Consider the following 21055-nt stretch of genomic DNA (forward strand, 5'->3'; position numbering starts at 1 on the left):
TCGATGAACCTATTTTTAAAAAAAACAGTCTACTTTGCGTGCATATTCCTGTGTAGCTTTCTTACCCAGGCACAGGAAAAATTATCTTTCAATAAAGGCTGGAAATTTTATGAAGGAGATGTTCCCTTCCCCGTTATTAAAGGACACGGCCAAAGTTACATGAATGCAAAAGCTGGCAGCGCTTCTGGTGCAGCTGCACCAGGCTACGATGACCATAACTGGAGAACATTGAACTTACCCCACGACTGGGCTATAGAAAATCCATGCGATTCTACCGAAAATGTTTCTCAAGGTTACCGAAAAAGAGGATTTGGATGGTACAGAAGAAAGTTCAAACTAGATCCATCTGATCGGGGAAAGCATCTTGAACTGCAATTTGAAGGCATTGCAACTTATGCCACTATTTGGATCAATGGTTCTGTTGTACACAGAAACTGGTGCGGGTATACCTCCTCTTATATTGACATTACACCCTTTGCTAAATACGGTGATGAAGTGAATACTATAGCCGTTCGCGTAGACGCAAACTCCATGGAAGGCTGGTGGTACGAAGGTGCAGGAATATACAGAGATACCTGGCTCATTAAACGCTCACCAGTACATATCATTACTGATGGTGTATATGCCAACCCTGTTAAGCTGGCCAGTGGCCGGTGGGAAATCCCGGCAGAGATCAGCTTACAAAATACAGGTTCCAAACCCGTAATTGCGCAAGTGGAAGTTGGATTATACACTACAGCAGGAAAATTGTTAGAGAAGAAAGAGCAATCTATCACTATAAATACTCTAGATACCAATTCTGTAACGCTTAAAATTCAAACCAGCAATCCAGCGCTATGGACTCTTGAAAGTCCAACACTCTATCAGGTCAAAACCATTGTAAAATTAAATGGCGGCATCATAGACTCCTTAAGCACTAAATGTGGGTTCAGAACCTTAAAATTTGATGCAGATTCTGGTTTTTTTCTCAATGGCAAACACGTAAAACTGAAAGGCGTATGCAACCACCTTGACCATGCTGGCTTAGGTGTAGCCGTGCCAGATGCCATCCAGGAATTCAGGTTAAGAAAGCTGAAAGAAATGGGTGTAAATGCTTACAGATGCTCACACAATCCTCCTTCCGCATCATTCCTTGACCTTTGCGACCGCATGGGAATCATGGTCATGGACGAAAACAGAAACTTCAACTCTTCACCAGAGTACGTTAGACAACTGCAATGGCTGATACGCAGAGACCGCAATCACCCAAGCATTATCTTATGGTCTGTTTTTAATGAAGAACCGATGCAGGGCACAGAAATCGGCTATCAAATGGTTAGAAGAATGAGTCATGAGGTCAAAAAACTGGATGCTACCCGCCCGGTAACTGCCGCAATGAACGGAGGATTATTTGACCCGGTAAACGTAAGCCAGGCTGTAGATATAGTTGGTTTTAACTATCAAATCTGGGCTTATGACCGCTTTCATAAAGAAAACCCAACCATCCCTTTAACCAGTTCCGAAGACGTATCGGCCTTTATGACCCGTGGCGAATATACGACCAACAATAGCAAGCATGTTTTTGACAGTTATGATACCCATGCCGCAGATTGGGGCGCAACCCACCGCAATGGCTGGAAAGCGATTGCAGAACGTCCGTATCTTGCAGGTGGTTTTGTATGGACAGGTTTTGACTATCATGGAGAACCGACACCTCACGCCTGGCCAACTGTCAGTTCTTTTTTCGGCATTATGGACCTCTGCGGATTTCCAAAAACGGCGTACTATATTCACCAGGCACAATGGCTGGAAGGCAAAGCCGTAATGCACCTGATTCCTGACTGGAACTGGCCGGCCGATAGCATTGGTAAAAACATCAAGGTGATGGCCATCAGCAATGCAGAAACTGTAAAACTCTTTTTAAATGGCAAATTGATTGGAGAACAAAAAGCAGATAAATATGAAATGAACACCTGGCGGGTTCCCTATCAGCCGGGAAAACTAATGGCTATTGGTTATGTAAGAGGAAAAGAAATTTCCCGTTACACTGTTGAAACCACAGGCGCTCCGGTTCGTTTAGCGCTAAATCCAGACCGTGCTTCAGTAAAAGGAAATGGTATTGACGCACTGCCCATCACTGTTGAGGCTCTTGATAGCAAAGGCAGGGCAGTTCCTTATGCCAACTTCAAGGTCAATTTCACTTTAAGTGGCCCGGGCCGTATTGTTAGTGTAGGCAATGGAGATCCCAATTCGCACGAACCTGAAAAAGGAAATGTTAGAAGTTTGTTTAATGGATTGGCACAGGTTATTATCCAAACTGATGAAACCAGTACAGATCAAACCATTACCTTAATCGCATCTGCAGAGGGAATGAAACCTGCTCAACTGGTCATTCCGGTAAAACAAGCCCCTGCATTGTCTTATGTGCCTGTGATTTCCTCTAACCAGCTTTTAGACAAATGGCTGATGTCGGAAATGAGCATAAGTAAACCTGATCCAAAAAAGGAAATTGCAGAAAATGACATGAACAGCTGGCAGCCCAGCACCACTGGAAAACTCCAGAAAATGACAGGCAAATATGTTATGTACAGAAGCAATATCAAGCTTTCAAAGCAGCAGGTAGAACGTGGTTCCGAAATTCTTTTTAAACAGTTAACTGGCAAAGCAGAGATCTGGGCAAATGGAGAAAAGATTGGAGAGAAAACAAATGCAGAACCATCTGATTTTAAAGTTGGCCTTCCTAAAGACAAAACTTATAGCCAGATAACGGTATTGTTCCAATCTGGTGTGAACGAAAAAACAGGCTTTGGAGGTGTGGTCGAGTTTAGATAAATTAATATTTTTTTTATCTTCGAATCCAAATCAATATTTAATTATCTATGAAAAAACCCTTATTGATTCTTGCCTTTGCCTTAACCTCCCTGAGTGCTTTTTCTCAGTTTCAGGTTGGCAGAACGAAGGAACAAGTTAAAGCTGACGAGGCCAACGCAAAGCCAAAGAGAATTGGAGTTAAACTTACCATGTTAACCCCCGACTACGAGTTGTATTCATTAGGAAACACAGAATATCTAAAATATGTGACCAAAGGCGGGATGAATACCCAAATTTATGAAACCATAAATTTTTCCTCTGCTAAAGAAGAAGCCGATTTCTATAAGTATATTTTGGATTTATTTGATGAGTTTAAGGACAATGAAGTAACGCTCAATGGAATCAGGATTGTTCCACATCCGATGAAATTACTCGGTATTAACAACATCATGTTAGATGTATATCCTAAAAAGGATTCGAAATATAAAAATGAAACAGTAATGTTTTCAAAAAAGGCATGGATAAGGCTCTTTGAGAAATCCAGGATTCATTCCTTATAAAAAAGAGGCCGGAAAATCCGGCCTCTTTTATTTTAAAATCTTATCCATAGCTAACTCTTTACTCCATTTTATCTAAAATGATTCATCTTGATAATCGGGTCTGTAAAAAATCAAATGAACCAGAATTTAATACTTCACAATCTTAAATTCTGTTCTTCTGTTTAGCTGATGTTCGTCCTCAGAACATTTCACACCCTTAGCACAACGGTTTAGCAACTGGCTTTCTCCATGCCCCTTTGCTTCTATTCGGTTTTTGCTAATACCCTGATCAATGATATATTGCACTGCAGAATTAGCCCTCCGCTGAGAAAGCCATTGGTTGTATTGCTCATTGCCCCTGCTGTCGGTATGCGACCCCAGTTCGATCCACATTGTTGGATTATCCTTCATGATTTTGACCAATTTGTCCAATTCTCTGGCTGCATCTTGTCGAATATTGGCTTTGTTAAAATCATAATAAATGTTCTCCAAACGGATTGCCTTGTTCAAGGTCATCATTTCTAAATACAGGTCCTGTTTCAATACGGCTGATGTTGTTAAACCAATTGTACTCACTGAAGCACTATCCCGCCGGAAATCAGTCTTCTCTCCCGTTAAACCATAGCCCGAAGATTCGGCAAGGTTAAACCCAAAACGACCATCTACGCCGGTTTGTACCTTAAGATTTCCACCTCCTGTTTTCTGTAGCGTCACCACTACATCCCCTAAAGGTTCTGAAGTGCCCTTTTTATAGACTACACCTTCCAGTCTGAACGCCAGCACCGTTTGCATAACGTAACTGTAAATATCATCACTCCCCAAACCATCCAACCGGTTAGAAGAAAAATAACCTTTATCTGCCGAAATAGCTTGATAGGCAAAATCATCTTGAGGAGAATTTAAAGGATAACCTGCATTCTCTATCCCACCAAAGTGATCCCCCTTGAATATTACCTTGAAAATATCCAGGCCGCCCATTCCTATCCGGCCATCACTGCTAAAGTAAAAATTTCCCTGCTGATCAACCGCAGGACTCCGCTCATTGCCTTCACTGTTCATTTCAGTCATGTTTACAGGAAGAGCCCAGTCTCCTGAAGCTTCTCTGCAGCAATAGTAAAGATCGGTCCCTCCTTTTCCTCCAGGCATATTGGACACAAAATATAATACCTGACCATCCTTGCTTAAAAAGGGGTCACCAACAGAATAAGCATTCACCTTATTGTATTTGAAGGAAACTGGATTACTCCAGTTTCCCCGTGCATCTTTTTTCGCACTATAGATTTCTATGTTCACCGTCTGAATTCGCTTACTGTCAAATTTTCCCTTTTTGGGAATCCGGGTCAGTGTAAAATAGACCTCATTTCCATTGGCATCAAAACTAGCGGAGGCCACATGGTAATCTGTCGGCACATGCAAAGGGAAAAGAGTAACGGGTCCATCTTCCGACTTCTGTTCATACAAGCTTAAATAGCCATTCCCTGTCCAGCCATATACATTCCGATCTGGAACTTCGGAAGCATCAAACTTCAAAAAAGGCTTTCCTTTTCTTAACACTTCCGAAACTGCATTCCTACGATCAGAGCTGAATACAAGTCCATTTTGGTACACCGCAGTTCCCCAGTCAGAAGTCTTACTGTTTAATATTTTCTGGTTGTCAACAAGTGCAGCTTTTGGTTTTTTCATCCAGCTTGCAGCAGAATCACAACTAACCAGCCAAATCTCCTTTTGCTCCGCATTAACTGTCGTATTCAGCGTTACATATTTCAAATATTGCACTCGTGCTTCACTGTACTTACTGTTGTTTTGTAGGGCCCGTGCATAATTCAATACATTCTCGGCTCGGCTTTCTGCCAGCTTTACCGCGATTGCATACCAGCTTTCTGCTTGTTTATAATTTCGAACCTGCTGATTGCAAAAAGCCAAACGCTCTGCTGCATGCAAACTTTCCTTTTTCTTATAAGCCTGCTCATACAGGTCTATAGCTTTATCGTAATTATATAAATCATAAGCTACATCAGCTTCTTTAATAACATATTGTGCTTTCACAACACCAGTAGAACACAACAATATAATCGCTGCACAGCAAACAAACAATGTCTTTTCAAATGGAATCCACTTCATTTGCTTAAAAATATCTGGGTGTTAACATTCTTGTCTTTTTGGGCTTGAAGTAATAGCCTATAGAGATTTCATGCGTTCCTCCGCTATATCCCTGTAGTGGCCCTACAGAAAAATCATAGGCATAACCAATGCGAAAATTACTGGAAGCAAAAATTTCTATTGCTGCTACTACTGAATTTTGCATACTAAGATCGCGTTGCAGGTAGCTTTTGTCATAAAGTTTTACGCCCATCCGATAAGATCCACCCACCCATATCCGTTCTCCAAGGAGCAAAAAGGCATTCAAATCCAAACTGGTTGGCCCTGCACGATCATCCTTTAATAGAAAAGAGGGTTTCAGCAAAAAGTCCTCAGATAAAGGTACCAAGGCACCCGCAGTTAAGTAATAATGAGGCTTAGGTTGGGGGATAAAAGCATAACGGCCAACGTTCATATATTGAGAGATCAGGTTATCAGCAGAGAGCCCCGCATAAAAACGGTTGTCAGCGTAATATGCCCCAACCCTCGCATCCGGTACAATGGTGTTCTGGTAACCTGTAGGCTGGTCCGGCTCAACTTCGTTAGGGTTCAGTTTCGCTCCGTCAATACCAAGCTGTACCGCGCCTACTCCGAGGCCGAAAGCCAGACGGGCACTTCCATCTTCATTCATCCTGATCCGGTAAGCATAATTAGCATACCCAGCCAGGTTGCTCTGTGCGCCCAATTGATCTTTGGAAATTTGCAAGGCCAAGCCAACATTACCGTCGTTGGCAATGGCATCTAAAGCCAGTGATATCGTTTTTGGCCCTCCGGTAATCCCGGTCCACTGGTTCCTGTAAAACGCGTGAATGTTCAGCTGTTCTTTGTAGCCCGCGTAGGCTGGATTGATATAGATCCCGTTAAACATATACTGGCTAAACTGAGCATCCTGTTGTGCATGAGCCATGTTAATGTAGAATATCGTAAGTATAAATAGTAAGAGTCGTCTTTTCTTCATAAGTTATACCCCTTTGAAGGTTTAACCAACAAGATATAAGTCAGTAAAAATAGTTTACTTGACAGCAATATCTATATACTCCCGTGTTCATTTTCTGTTCATTTTTATTAACTTTTAAATCTTTATTAAATAGGAATATGAATGTAGCATTTTCAATGTTGTCTTCGTTTTACCTCTAAACCAATTTAAACGATCTAAATATGAACCTCAAAATGAAAAAAATCATACTATTATTTATCTCGGTAGTCTTGCTGTTCTCCTGTAAAAAAGACCAACAAGACAAACCTTTTGAAGAAACCATTTCCAGCGGTAAAAAATGGGGTATCCAGATTGGAAGTTCACCAGCAGCTGTCTATACCCAAATCCAAAAAATGAGTAAAGAAAAAGAATTCAGCACAATCATTATAGCCAATCAAAAAACGTATTCCAAACCAGAAGAATTGAAGGATCGTCTGGAATTATACCAAGGCCTTTCTCTTGAAAAAACCGATCCGGCAGCCCGCCTGTTCTTCCAGTTTTATCAAGGTAAAATAGTTTATATAGCTGATTTTAGTACTAATCCATCGGACCTTACAAAATGGCCTAAGGATGCGACAGATGAAATGGCCATTCACAAAAACGATCCGGTAAATACCTTATATGCTAAGTTGGTGAATCTCTATAAAATACCAGCCTATGCTAACTATAAAATGCGGTTATCTGTTAAACAACTGGATACAGCTTTTGATCAGGATATGGCTGTTGATGAAGAATGGGACTTTAACTTTTCAGTACCACTTAAAGTTAACGACGGAACAATGGGCAGTTCTTATGTCAGATTGATTTTCAAAAACAACAAGCTTAGCCTCATTAAACACTCTTATACCGTAGGTATCGTATATAATTAAAACACACACAATGAAAAAAGTAAGGGGGAAGTGCTCCCCTTTGCTTTTTATATCTTTTCAGCGTTCCCTATTTGCTGCAGATTTAACACAACAACAATAAGAAATAAACATTAAGTATAAGATATAATGTTTATTTTGTGTTTTCATTGCAGACATATATGATCGCTTATAATTTGCTTTCTGATGAGGAACTTATGGTGCTTTTAAAAGCGCGCAACCACAGGGCCTATGAGGAAATTTATAAAAGATATTGGGGCATACTTTACAGGTATTCCAAGAAAATGCTACAAAATGAAGAGGAATCAAAAGATGTGATCCAGGATGTTTTTGTCATGATCTGGGCTAAATCATCAACTATTGATCTCCATACTTCTTTATCTGCTTTTTTATATGCTAGTGTTCGAAACAGTATCTTAAGGCTATTTGAAAAAGGAAAGATCAAAGAACGCTATATGAATTCACTGGAGAAATTCATAGATGAAGGCACAGATATTACAGATCATCTGATCCGCAACCGGGAATTATCCAACCGCATAGAAAGTGAGATCTCCAAACTCCCACCTAAAATGAGAGAAGTTTTTGAATTGAGCAGAAAAGTACACCTCTCTCAAAAAGAAATTGCCTGTAAGATGGAAATTTCTGATAAAACGGTAAAAAAACAAATGAACAACGCCATTAAAATATTAAAACTCAAATTGGGTGCAGCTATGGCAATTCTACTGTTTTTCCATTTTTTTTAAACTTTTTTAAAATATTTTTCAATTTCCTCTACTACCTGGGTCCTTACAAATGCTCTTATGTAAAAACGCCCTAACTGGTAATATAGAATGAAGAATAAAAGAGCGAAAAAATTAATATCCAGATACCTGGAAGGCAAAGGTAACTCTAAAGAAGAATCTCTTGTGGAAAGCTGGTATTTAGAAGAAACCAAAGACAGGCCTCAGGATATTGACCCGCTTGATTATCCGGAGATGGAAAAAGTACTCTGGGAAAACATCAGCCGGCAGAACAGTATAAAATATCCTTTCAAAAAAACACTTTGCTGGTCGGTTGCTGCCGCTGCTGTAATTACAATATTGGGGGTTTCGTTATACTTCATGAAACCAACCAACTCAAGGGGTAATTTAACAGACTTTGCAAAAACAGATTTGCCTGCCGGTGGCAACAAGGCTGTTCTTACTTTAGCCGATGGCTCTAAAATTGTGCTTGAAGATGCTCTAAAGGGTACCATTGCAAAACAATCCGGAATATTAATCACCAAGACCGCAGACGGTCAATTGGTTTACACCCAACAGGCAAACTTAAGACCAAATGATGCAGGTAGTTCTGCTGCTTTAAACACCATTGAAACACCTAAAGGCGGTCAGTACCAGATCAATCTGCCCGATGGCACTAAGGTATGGCTAAATGCAGCCTCCAGTTTAAGTTATCCGGCCAGATTTAGCGGGCAACAAAGAAGGGTCATTTTAAAAGGAGAAGCATATTTCGAAGTGGCCAAGAACAAAAAAATGCCCTTTATTGTAAATAGTGAGCGACAAAACATTGAGGTGTTGGGTACACATTTCAATGTAAACGCTTACGACGACGAGCGAACAACAAAAACCACACTAGCCGAAGGCAGTGTAAAAGTATCTTTAACCAATAATAGTGGAGATACTCAAATACTGGCTCCTGGCCAGCAGGCAGTTGTTGACCATCAGATTAAAGTACAATCTGTTGATATCGAAGAGGCCCTGGCCTGGAAAGAGGGCATTTTCATGTTCAACAATGAGAACCTGGAGAGCATTTTGAGAAAAGTATCCCGTTGGTATAATGTAGACATTGAATTTCAGCAAAATCAACTTCGTGAAAAATATTTTACTGGTACAGTCTCCAGATTTGGCCGTGTATCACAGATCTTAAAAACATTGGAATTAACCGAATCTGTTCACTTTAAAATAGAAGGGAGGAAAATTATCGTTTTAAAATGAGCCAACCGCTTTGTTCCAAAAGAAAAAATCAGTGATGCCTCGGAACACCACTGATCTATGTTCGCAGTATACTGCGCGCTGAATATGGGCTAGCAAAATAAATTAGGATATACAATACTTAAACCCACAACAAACAATCAAATGTATAAAATTTATACGGGCTTTTTACATAGGGCAGGTACCTATATGGCCAAATTTTTACCAAAAACCGCATTAAAAAGGCAGTTGATAATGAATGTTAAACTTACTTCCCTGCTCATGCTTGCCTTCCTGGTCCAGGCCAGTGCCAGTATCCGTGCGCAGAATATCTCTTTAACAGGAAAAAACATCAGCATAAAATCCGTTTTTAAGGAAATCAGAAAGCAAACCGGGTACAATGTTCTCTGGGAGCAGGATAAACTTAAAACCAACCGCACCATCAGTGTCAAATTTAAAAACACGCCCCTTAATGAGGTTATGGTAGCATGCCTGGAAGGGCAAAACTTAAGCTTTTCAATTGAGGCCAATACCGTTGTCATTAAACCTTCTTCCACTTCTTTCTTCGAAAAACTGATCAGGATCTTTACAGATATAGAAATTAAGGGAAAGATTCTGGATGAAAAAGGAATGCCTATGCCATACGTTTCTATCTTGATTAAGGGTACCAAAACCTGGTACAAGTCAGATCAGAATGGAAATTTCAGCCTCAAGGTTTCTAATAATGATGCGATACTTGTGCTTTCTTACATGGGCTATCAAACACAAGAGGTCTCTCTTAAAACATCTAATGAGTTGTCGGTTAAAATGGTTCCTGCACTTTCTGATTTGAATGAAGTAGTGGTCGTAGGTTATGGTACGCAAAAAAGGGCAAACTTAACGGGAGCAGTAGATGCCATTACAGCTAAACAACTAGATGACAGACCTATCGCCAATTTAGGACAGGGTTTACAGGGATTGATTCCTAACCTGAATATTTCGATTGCCAATGGAGCACCTAATACTGCACCAGAATTCAATATTCGTGGTTTTACTTCTATTAATGGTGGCAAGCCTTTAATCCTGGTAGACAATATCCCCTACTCTTCTTCTGAACTTCTGTCTTTAAATACCTCTGACATTGAAAGTGTTTCCGTTTTGAAAGATGCAGCATCTGCAGCAATTTATGGGGCAAGAGCAGCTTTCGGTGTAGTGTTGATTACCACCAAGTCTGCAAAAAGTGATAAACTCAATGTCAGCTTTAATGCTTATACCGCCATTCGGACCGTTGGAAAACTGCCGGATCTGGTGACGGATCCATATACGGTTTTGCAAATGAAGAACCAGGCTGCCTATCCTCTATATAATCCGGCTTACAGCCCAGCTTTGGTTGAAGCTGCACGTTTGCGTTCTTTAGACATGTCATTGCCCAGTGTTATCATTGATCCAAACGATCCTAATAAATGGTTCTATATTGGAAATACAAACTGGATTAAAGAGGCCTATAATAATTCAGCTCCTACCTATAATGCCAATCTTACACTCTCTAAAAAGACTGATCAACTAAGTTACTACTTGTCTGCTGGTTATTACAATCAGCAAGGCTTGGTAAAAAATGCCAATGAAAAGAACAATCGGTACAACATGCGGGCAAAAGTAGATTTAAATGTAACCAAATGGCTTACTCTATCTAACAATACGGTACTTAGCCAGGGAGGTTATGAAACCCCGACCATTGTGAACGGCGGAGGTTATTTTCAACAAATCAATCGCTCCAATGTGATTGATGTACCTAGAAATCCAGACGGATCTTGGACTTCAGCAGGAGCTAGTGTATTGGGCGCAGCGCAGGAAGGCGGAAGAATAAACGTTAACAGCCACACCGTACAGACCACTTTCTCCTTTAATACTTCACTGATTAAAGATGTATGGAGCTTAAAAGGGGACGCAACTTTTCGCAGAATTGACACGCTCTCCAGGTCTTATGAAATTCCTGTAGCTTATAAAACGGGGCCAAATTTATCTCCACCCTTAACCTCCACAACCAGCGCCAAAGATCAGAACACAAACATTAAATATGATGTGGTTAATGTCTATACGGACGCACATAAAAAACTTGGGAATCATTTTATTTCGGGATTAGTTGGTTATAACCAGGAACATTCCATCAACACCTATTTTCAGGCCGACCGTAAACAGCTGATTTCTACCAACATTCCATCAATCAATCTCGCTACGGGCGATCAAACCACGACGGAAAACATTAAAGAATGGGCAGTTCAAGGGCTTTTCTACCGTTTAAACTATAACTATAAAGAGAAATACCTGCTGGAGTTTAACGGCCGTTATGATGGTTCATCCAGATTTGCTGCTGGCCGGAGATGGGTATTTGTTCCTTCAGCCTCTGCCGGATGGATACTTTCTGAAGAAAACTTCTTTGAACCTGTAAAGAAAGCCCTTCACATGGATCAGTTTAAGATCAGAGGGTCTTATGGGGTATTGGGAAATCAATCTTCTGTGAATGAATACGATTATCTGTCTATATTAAAAAGCGCTAAAGGTGGACAGATCCTGGATGGTAAACAAGTAACCTATGTAAATCCTCCGGCGGCAATTTCAGATAATTTTACCTGGGAAAAAGTATCCACGGTCAATGTCGGTGCCGACCTGAGCTTCTTAAACAACAAACTGGAGCTAAACTTAGATAAATACACCCGGTACACAAAAAACATGCTCGTTCCCGGAAAACCATTGCCGGGGGTTTTCGGAGCAGTTTCACCTACAACCAATGCAGCCGACCTGAAAACAAACGGTTGGGAACTGAAACTGAGCTGGAAAGATAATGTTCCGGTAGCCGGCTCTCCATTAAGTTATAACGTCACCTTTGCCTTAAGTGATAGCAAAACATTCATTACCCGTTTCGACAATCCTACAAATTCCCTAACCGATTACTATAAGGGTATGGAAATTGGCGAGATCTGGGGCTTACAAACAGAAGGCTTTTTCCAGAATGCGGCCGACTTGAAAAATCACGCCGATCAAACTGCAGTAGGTGAAGATGATGATAACTATCAATACTACGTAGGTGACATCAAATTTAAAGACCGGAATAAAGATGGAAAAGTTGATTTTGGCAACAATACCGTTGATAAACCCGGAGATCAAACCAAAATAGGAAACAACGCAATTCACCTGCCATACAGTATTGACCTTTCCGCCGCCTGGAAAGGGTTTGACGTCCGCGTATTTTTACAGGGAGTAGCCAAAAGAGACTGGTATCCAGGAAATTCCAATATATATTTCTGGGGAATTTATGCCCAACCATGGACAAACGTAACCGTTCAAAACATGGATCACTGGACACCAGAAACCCCTAACGCCTATTTCCCAAGGGTAAAAGCCTATGCCGCTGAAGACGCGGGTATGGAACTTGGCATTCCTAATGACAAATACCTGCAAAACGCGGCCTATTTAAGGGTTAAAAACATCACACTGGGTTATACACTTCCAAAGAGTGTTCTAAGCAGATTAAAACTGGCCAATGTACATTTCTATGTAAGTGGTGAAAACCTGTTTGAGTACACTAAACTCAAAGTAAAATTAGATCCGGAAGGTCTTAACGGAAATATTTACCCCTTCCAGCGCACCTATTCATTCGGTATGAACGTTAATTTTTAAGCATCATGAAAACAAGATACTACCTCACTTTTTTGATGGCACTTTTTGCAGCTATTATTTTTTCTGGCTGTAAGAAAGATTTCCTGGATAGACTTCCTCAAAGTGCCATTACCTCTAAAGATTTCTTTAAAACAGTTGCCGACATGGAAACCTATAGCAATGGTTTTTATGAAATGAGTGGAAACACGTCGCTAGGTGCCGGTACAAATGATGTCTTTTCGGACAACATTTCAGTATACCTTGGCGGAAGCGAAGTAGACAATATGATCCGGGGCAACATCAGTGCCTCAAATGTCTCGGGCGACTCCTGGAAATGGGATAATCTACGCCGGATCAATTATATGTTGAATAATCTCCAAAATGTAAAGGGAGATCAGGCCTCAATTGATCATTTTAAAGGCATTGCTCGTTTTTACAGAGCTGTATTCTATTTTCAGATGATGAAACGCTTTGGCGACGTCCCCTTTTATAATACAGTATTGGAAGCCACCGACGATGCTGCACTTTATAAAGCCAAAGACCCGCGCAGCCTGGTTGCCGACTCTGTTCGCGCAGATCTTGAATTTGCAGCGGCACATGTGAAACCTGATGGCTCTGCCACAAGAATTACCAAATGGGCATCCTTGTCTATGCTGGCCAGGTTCTGCCTGTTTGAAGGTACCTTCCGGAAATACCACGACGAACTGAACCTCCAAAATACAGCGAACACTTTTCTGGAAAGAGCGATTTCCGCATCACAGGAAGTTATGGCTGCTGGTTTCACCATTTATAATACAGGTAAGAAAGCTGAAGATTATCAGAAACTATTTACCAGTACAGATCTGAGTTCCAACAAAGAGATGATCTTTTATCAGGACTACGATCAGGCGTTAAACCATTCCAACAGCACACACTATGTTTTTGACTGGCAATGGTCTCTGAGCAAATCACTGGCAGATACTTATCTAATGCTCGATGGCAAACCTTTTACCTCCAGCCCTGGCTACAGTACAAAACCTTATCTGCAAATGTTCACCAACAGAGATCCAAGGATGGGCACAACCATTATGCCTCCTGGGTTTTCTACCGTTATCGGAGGTATTCCCAATAAGACCAGGCCTACATTTGGAGGTTATCCGCAAATCAAATTCTATGCACTTGATCCTTCTACCAAAGTCTATACAGAATTTACAGATCTACCGGTAATCCGCTATGCGGAAGTGCTGCTGATTAATGCAGAAGCAAAAACAGAACTCAACATCTTAACCCAGGCAGACCTGGATAAAACTGTTAATTTATTAAGGAGCCGTGTAGGTATGCCTGCTCTGAATATGACTACTGCAAATGCACAACCCGACCCTGTACTGGTTGCTATGTATCCTTTAACTACTGGAAGTAATCAAGGCGTATTATTGGAAATCAGACGGGAGCGCAATGTTGAACTGGCTTGTGAGGGCTTCAGATTTAACGACCTTTTAAGATGGAAAGCAGGTAAATTACTGGCTAAACCTACTCAAGGCATGTATATTCCAGGTTTAGGCGCCTATGATGTAACTGGCGATGGCATAGAAGATATTGCCATCTTAAATTCACCATCAGAAACCGGTCCCATCTCCTCGCTTCCGGAATCAGTACGTTCAAAACTGGTTCTGTATTATCTGAACAGCAATAGCTTTTATTTAAGCGAAGGAACCAAAGGATTTGTGATGTTTCCTCAGGATATCAGTTCCCCACGTTCTTTTATAGAACCTAAATACTACTATTTTCCAATACCTCTTCAACAGATTGTTCTGAATCCAAAATTAACACAACCTGCAGGCTGGTAATCAACCAATAACATGAAAAGAAGAAGTTTAATTAAAGCAATCCCCCTGGCCACTTTAGCAATGGCCTTGGGGGAAATTGGCCAGGCGGTAGCAGGCCCGATATCTGAAAAATCTTCAAAAAAGAAACTGGTGCTCACTGTGGCGCATATCACAGATGTACACATACGCAATTTTGAAGATGCTCCTGAGAAATTTAAGCGTTATCTGCGGGATATTAAAAAGTTGAAGATTGACTTTTTTCTGAATGGAGGAGACAGCATTCATGCTGCCGATTACGACAACATCAAAAGAGAATCTGTTGTGGAACAATGGGGTGTTTGGGATAAGTGCCTGCAGGAAATATCAGACTACGATGTTCACAGTTGTATTGGCAATCACGATACCTGGTGGGCAGCCCCTTCTAAGGATGATGAAATGTATGGAAAAGACTACGTGGTTAAAAGACTAAAAATTCCTAATCGCTATTATAGTTTTTCAAAAAAAGGCTGGCATTTTATCATTCTAGACGGTAATAATAAGAACATTACACTGGATCAGGAACAATACAGCTGGCTGGAGAAAGAGCTGGAACAACTTCCCGCAAATACACCAGTATTATTGATGTCACATTACCCAATCCTAACGGTAACCAATACCTGGGAAGGTGGTCAGCATGGTGATCACAAAGAACTTAAACAATTGTTTTATAAACATAAAGACAAGGTTAAAGTCTGTTTGAGCGGCCACCAACATTTACTGGACCGCGCCTGGTACAATGATGTTCAATATTTCTGTAATGGAGCAATGAGTGGTTTTTGGTGGGATAAAGGAGATGCAAAATCTGCTAAGCCTTATTACTATCAGCAAACACCTCCGGGCTATGCTATTCTTAAACTCTATGACGATGGATCTTTAGAGAACGAATACATCCCTACCATATAATAAAAAACGCATCTGTTAACAGATGCGTTTTTTATTATTTCTTATCTTGCTAAACATTCTATTCAAAAGCCTATGAAACCTAAAGCTTTAACTGCAATTTTATTCATTGTTCTGCTTTGTACTGCCTGCAATGAAAATAAAGAATATGCATACAATGAATTTGTTACTGATCTTTTTGTACGCGAAATGAACCAGGTAGACGGGGCTCAGAAAACGTTCAGCGATTCGACCCTTATTTTCACCTCCGATCCTTCCACTTCGATTCGTTTAAGTGCCATAGCTGGTAATATTGCCAATGGTGCAAAGAGTAACCTTGTTTCTCTGGATGTGATGAAAAGCAGCAATAAAGATGCAGCGGAATTCCGCAATGCTGTCGCCACTTATTTTAAAGAAATAGAGCGGTATGGCAAATCAGCAACTGAACTGCTTGACGAAAAGAATATCGCAAAAAAACACACCTTGTACAAAGCTTTAGATACGCAATATCAAATCCTGAACAGAATGCCAGACAGCGTTTTACTTGTTCAGAAACAGTATCTAAAAAAAGTAGGTTTAAGTCCTAAAGAATGATCTGTTTATATGGCAAATTGAACATTCAGGAAAGACTTTATCGTCATTTTCCGTAAACACTGATATTCAATGCAAAGACAGTTATTAATGACTATCTTTGATAGGATCTCTTCCACTTCCTCATACTTCTCTTTACTGGAGATCTTCATCCAATGGCAAAAATTGACAATAAACAATATATCATTGCCATTGGCGCATCCGCTGGTGGTCTTGAGGCCATATCTGATTTTTTTGACCATACCCCTTTAGACGCGGTATCTTATATCCTGATCCAGCACCTTTCCTCTGATTTTAAAAGCCATATGGCCCAAATCCTCAAGTCTCATAGTAAATTACGGATCATTGAGGTTACCCATCAAACACCAGTCGAAGCCAACAGGGTCTACCTGATTCCCAGCACCAGCTTTATGACCATCAAAAAGGGTAAATTGATTTTATCAGATAAAAAAGATAAACACCCACCACATCTCACCATAGACCACTTTTTCTCCTCATTGGCAGAAGAGCGAGGGAGAAAAGCCATAGGGATTATTTTATCGGGTACAGGTCATGATGGATCTAAAGGTATTGAAGCGATTAAAAAATCGGGGGGCCTGATCATCGTGCAAGATCCAGAGACAGCTGCCTTTAAAGACATGCCTTTATCTGCTCTGCAAACAGGTTGTACCGATTTTGTTCTCTCTCCCCAACAGATGCCCAAGGTTATTGAAGATTATGTGAAAGATGCACAGATTGATGAAGCCGAACTGGCAAACATTCTTCATCTGATTAAGGGCAAATCTCCTCTTGATTTTACAGATTATAAACAGGCAACGATCTTAAGAAGGATCAAAAGACGGATGATGATGCATAACTTCAACGAAGCCAACAGGTATTACGATTTCCTCGTTGAACATCCAGAAGAGATAGAGTTACTCGCCAACGACTTTCTTATTAGTGTAACTTCTTTTTTCAGAGATCCTGAAGCATTTAAGATTATCGAAAAAACCGTTATTCCTTCTATTTTATCACAAGACCGAAAAGAAGATGTTGTAAAACTATGGGTAGCCGGGTGTGCCACGGGAGGGGAAGCTTATTCCCTGGCCATTTTGATCAAAGAATTTTTAAACAAAAAGAATCAGAACAGTTCGGTTAAGATATACGCAACCGATATTAACAAGGCTGCTTTAGCTATCGCTTCAAAAGGAATATATCCGGATACTATTACACAGACGGTTACCCAGGAAAGGCTTAATAATTTTTTCACCCCAGCGGGTGCAAATTTCAAAATAAACCACGAGATCAGAAAAATGATTGTATTTGCTTCACATGATCTGGTCAAAAATGTACCCTTCTGTAATATAGATCTGATTAGCTGCCGGAATCTGCTCATCTACATGAACATGGGTTTACAGGAAAAAGCATTTTCCATGATGCATTTCGGACTTAAAAAGCAAGGATACCTGTTTCTGGGACCGAGCGAAAATCCCTCTTTTCTAAAAACAGACTTTAAAGAAATCAGCACCAAATGGAATATATTACAAAGTACAAAAATTGGCAGGCCTGTAAAGTTCGACACCTTTCCAGCACCCGCAATAGAAAATGTAACCACTAAGATGGACTCTAGCAAAAACAATATCTCCTCTTTTACCAGGCTAGTAAAGGGAGATGAACTGAACAGTGCAATTTTGGAGGAATCTGGTTTCAGTGGTGTTTGTACCGATGAAAATTTAATTGTTTCTCGTTCTTTTGGAGATACGACAAAATATTTAAAAAACGAAAATTTCAATTTTAATCTAAACGATCTAATACCAGACCACATATCTGTTGTTTTTAAAGCCGCAGCTCACAAAGCATTGAAACGGAATCAAAGAGTTGTACTCCATGCCTTGAAATTTCAGGAGACGTTTTTTGTCAATATAGTAATCAAGCCGTTTTTTATAGATAAGCCAGAGGAAAAACTATTGCTGATCTTATTCTTTGAGAACAAAAATAAACCCGAAGATCTTGATGTAATTGCAACTGCCGACTTTAGTCGTCTGGCCAAAGATCATTTAAGAAGTCTTGAATGGGAACTGGCAGAAGCCCGAGAATTATTGGAGGCTGCTAATGAAAGATCTGTATCATCTAACGAAAACATGCAAACATTTAACGAAGAACAGCAATCGGCAAATGAAGAAATGCAATCAGCAAACGAAGAGTTACAATCGGTAAATGAAGAATTACACACCATTAATAAAGAATATCAGGCAACCAATGCGCAATTAACAGAGTTGAATGACGACCTGAACAATTATTTCCGAAGCAACCTCAATGGACAATTATTCGTTGACCAGAACCTTTTGTTAAAAAAATACTCTCCTGGTGCAGTAAAACACATTAATATTCGGGAAAGTGATATTGGCCGTCCCTTAAGCAACATCACCACCAATATAAAATTTGAAACCCTTGTTGATGACATCAAACAAGTTATGCTGGATGAACAGACCATTACAAGAGAAGCTGAAGCATCAAATGGAAAAATATATCAGGTGATGACAATGCCTTATATCCGGAAAAACAGCTCGCAGTCTGATGGTGCGGTCATTAGCTTCCATGAGGTAACTGAACTCAAAAAGATATCGCAAGAGCTAGACATTACCAACAAAAAGCTACTTAAAACGAATGACGAAATCAGGCTTGTAAACACCCAATTACATGACCGTAATGAGCAACTGAATAATTCAAAAAAATACATCGAAGAAATATTCAATACGATACATGATCCGCTTGTTATTCTGGACAAAGAACTTAAAGTGATCCGGGCCACAGATGGTTTCTATCAAACCTTTAAGGTAACTAAAGAAGAAACCGAAGGAAATTTTCTGTATCATCTGGGTAACGGACAATGGAACATACCAGTGCTCCGACAACAGTTAGAGCGGATACTGCCTGAACAAGGTTTTTTCAAGGCTTTTGAAGTTAATCATGTGTTCAATACAATTGGCCATAAGATCATGCTTCTCACAGCAAGACAATTTGATACCCATACCTCTGAAACTTTAACATTACTAGCCATTCATGATCTAACAGATAAACGCAAAGTTGAGGAAGGTCTTGTCGAAGCAGAGCGTTTACTTGCAGAAAGTAAGGAACGGCTTCACTTTGCCATAGAATCTGCTGGCATAGGTTCCTGGGACCTAAATGTATTTACAAAAGAATTGATCTGGGATAACCGCTGTAAGGAATTATATGGATTATACCCTAAAGATGATGTGGATTTTGGTGTCTTTTTAAGCCTGATTCACCCCGACGACCGTGAATTGACCAGCGAAGCCGTTAACAAAGCATTAAGTGGTATAAATAACGGAGAGTTTAATATAGAATACCGTTCTATTGGTCTTCATGATCAAAAAATTCGCTGGATAAAATCCAAAGGCAAGGCCTATCTCAATGAAGGAAAAAAGGCCACTCGTTTTATTGGCACTGTACTGGATATTTCCATGGAGAAATCTTTGGAACGAAGTACCCGGGAATTGTTATTGAAAAAGGATGAGTTTATCAGTATCGCCAGTCATGAATTAAAAACCCCGATTACAAGCCTTAAAGCATCTTTACAGCTCATGAACCGCATGAGAGATAATCCTTCTCAACCTATATTTTCAAGACTTCTGGATCAGTCAACAAAAAGTATGGAGAAGATTACCAGTTTGATCGATGACCTTCTTAACGTATCCAGGATGAGTGAAGGACAATTGACCCTGAATAAGACCACTTTCAATGTAATCAATATGCTCAATCAATGTTGTAGCCACATTAGAGAAGAGGGCCAGTTTAAACTTGTTGTTCAAGGCGATATAAAATTGCAAATTGATGCCGACGAACACCGCATTGAACAGGTCATCGTTAATTTTGTAAATAATGCAGTTAAATACGCCCCAAATTCAAAGTCTATTTATTTAAAGGTAGAAAAACACAATAACATGGCAACGATTTCTGTAAAAGACACAGGACCAGGCATTCCAGAAGACAAATTACCTCATCTTTTTGATCGTTATTATCGGGCAGATTATACAGAAAAACAATATTCTGGCTTGGGATTAGGACTTTACATCTGTTCAGAAATCATTAAGCGTCATGGGGGGAATATCGGCGTAGACAGCACCCCGGGAAAAGGAACTACATTTTGGTTTTCTCTGCCATTTATAGACTAACTATATTGCCATTTCTGACCGGAACGCTTAATCAGATTTTTAATAATATCCCGGCGACCAACTATGGTATTATATTTCTCTATGATATCGTCCATCAACTCATAATCTTCTTTATTAATCATTAGAACATCTTTACTCCCTTCATCCCTTTCAAATGCTCCATTATAATCCGTTCCCCTGCTATATTGACTATATTTCTTAAAAAGTACATTTGTTAGCATCTCTGCCACATTGGCCAGTTTACTATAATAGCTCTCTCTTTCTTCAGAATCACAGTTTAATAAAAAAGGTTCTATTCCTTCTTTAATAAAACAATTATACAACTTTACCGACCCCCTAAGAACGGATATTCTAAACAGAAAGTTTTCTGACGCTCTTAAAGTGGCCAGATTTGAACGCTTCCGAATCAACATTTCCATCATCCTTACCGTATTGTTTTCTGAAAAAGTGTTGTAATTGCTATATAAAATCATTGCAAGCGTTTTACTCGCTTCATCTTCAGTTTCTATACTTAAGTAAAGATCGAATAATCTATCCAGTTCCTCTAAGTCAGCATATGCAACTGCCTCTTCAATTTCAATCAAGATTTCTTCTTTGCCCATTTTTATAAATAAGATTATTAATGATTTTAAACCTAGGGAACCACAATACACTGCATGGCAGCCTTAAAC

Annotated in this window: 13 protein-coding genes; 10 read left to right on the top strand and 3 right to left on the bottom strand. The window is 40.0% G+C overall.

Going from position 1 to position 21055, the window contains the following annotated elements; genetic code table 11:
- Window positions 1–3 precede the first annotated feature (3 nt).
- Entirely contained in the window at window positions 4–2811 is a 2808-nt protein-coding gene (galA, locus tag DBR11_RS21660) for a beta-galactosidase GalA (RefSeq protein ID WP_108554702.1), read from the top strand.
- A 47-nt stretch (window positions 2812–2858) separates the two neighbouring features.
- On the top strand, window positions 2859–3350 hold the full coding sequence (locus DBR11_RS21665) for a hypothetical protein (RefSeq protein WP_108554703.1): 492 nt from the start codon (window positions 2859–2861) through the stop codon (window positions 3348–3350).
- Window positions 3351–3476: 126 nt separating this feature from the next.
- Here the strand turns inward: DBR11_RS21665 and DBR11_RS21670 are convergent, their stop codons facing one another.
- Together DBR11_RS21670 and DBR11_RS21675 are read right to left on the bottom strand one after the other, a co-directional pair.
- Window positions 3477–5450 carry an OmpA family protein gene (locus DBR11_RS21670; protein ID WP_108554704.1) on the bottom strand — a complete coding sequence of 658 codons (1974 nt, stop codon included), beginning with the start codon at window positions 5448–5450 and terminating at the stop codon, window positions 3477–3479.
- 4 nt (window positions 5451–5454) lie between these two features.
- On the bottom strand, window positions 5455–6426 hold the full coding sequence (locus DBR11_RS21675) for a type IX secretion system membrane protein PorP/SprF (RefSeq protein ID WP_108554705.1): 972 nt from the start codon (window positions 6424–6426) through the stop codon (window positions 5455–5457).
- A 212-nt stretch (window positions 6427–6638) separates the two neighbouring features.
- Between DBR11_RS21675 and DBR11_RS21680 the strand changes: the two genes are divergently transcribed.
- The 8 genes from DBR11_RS21680 to DBR11_RS21715 all read left to right on the top strand — a co-directional run bounded on the left by DBR11_RS21680 (window position 6639) and on the right by DBR11_RS21715 (window position 20384).
- On the top strand, window positions 6639–7313 hold the full coding sequence (locus DBR11_RS21680; RefSeq protein WP_146186621.1) for a hypothetical protein: 675 nt from the start codon (window positions 6639–6641) through the stop codon (window positions 7311–7313).
- A gap of 158 nt (window positions 7314–7471) precedes the next feature.
- Window positions 7472–8053, top strand: coding sequence for an RNA polymerase sigma factor (locus tag DBR11_RS21685; RefSeq protein ID WP_108554707.1), 582 nt, complete (start codon window positions 7472–7474; stop codon window positions 8051–8053).
- A gap of 87 nt (window positions 8054–8140) precedes the next feature.
- A complete protein-coding gene (locus DBR11_RS21690; protein ID WP_108554708.1) occupies window positions 8141–9283 on the top strand; it encodes a FecR family protein in 1143 nt (380 codons plus the stop codon).
- Between the two features lie 231 nt (window positions 9284–9514).
- Window positions 9515–12916, top strand: a complete 3402-nt coding sequence (locus DBR11_RS21695; protein ID WP_199233912.1) for a TonB-dependent receptor — start codon at window positions 9515–9517, stop codon at window positions 12914–12916.
- Window positions 12917–12921: 5 nt separating this feature from the next.
- Window positions 12922–14721 carry a RagB/SusD family nutrient uptake outer membrane protein gene (locus DBR11_RS21700; protein ID WP_108554709.1) on the top strand — a complete coding sequence of 600 codons (1800 nt, stop codon included), beginning with the start codon at window positions 12922–12924 and terminating at the stop codon, window positions 14719–14721.
- A gap of 12 nt (window positions 14722–14733) precedes the next feature.
- Window positions 14734–15642, top strand: coding sequence for a metallophosphoesterase (locus tag DBR11_RS21705; RefSeq protein ID WP_108554710.1), 909 nt, complete (start codon window positions 14734–14736; stop codon window positions 15640–15642).
- Window positions 15643–15714: 72 nt separating this feature from the next.
- Window positions 15715–16212 (top strand): hypothetical protein, encoded by a 498-nt coding sequence (locus DBR11_RS21710; RefSeq protein WP_108554711.1) that lies wholly within the window; start codon window positions 15715–15717, stop codon window positions 16210–16212.
- A 152-nt stretch (window positions 16213–16364) separates the two neighbouring features.
- Window positions 16365–20384: a chemotaxis protein CheB gene (locus DBR11_RS21715; protein WP_108554712.1), complete on the top strand. Its 4020-nt coding sequence runs from the start codon at window positions 16365–16367 to the stop codon at window positions 20382–20384.
- Here the strand turns inward: DBR11_RS21715 and DBR11_RS21720 are convergent.
- The gene (locus DBR11_RS21720; protein WP_108554713.1) at window positions 20381–20986 is read right to left on the bottom strand and encodes a hypothetical protein; all 606 of its coding nucleotides are present in this window, start codon (window positions 20984–20986) and stop codon (window positions 20381–20383) included. The genes DBR11_RS21715 and DBR11_RS21720 overlap by 4 nt on opposite strands.
- Window positions 20987–21055 lie beyond the last annotated feature (69 nt).

The organism is Pedobacter sp. HMWF019 (assembly GCF_003061025.1).
Classification (GTDB): Bacteria; Bacteroidota; Bacteroidia; order Sphingobacteriales; family Sphingobacteriaceae; genus Pedobacter.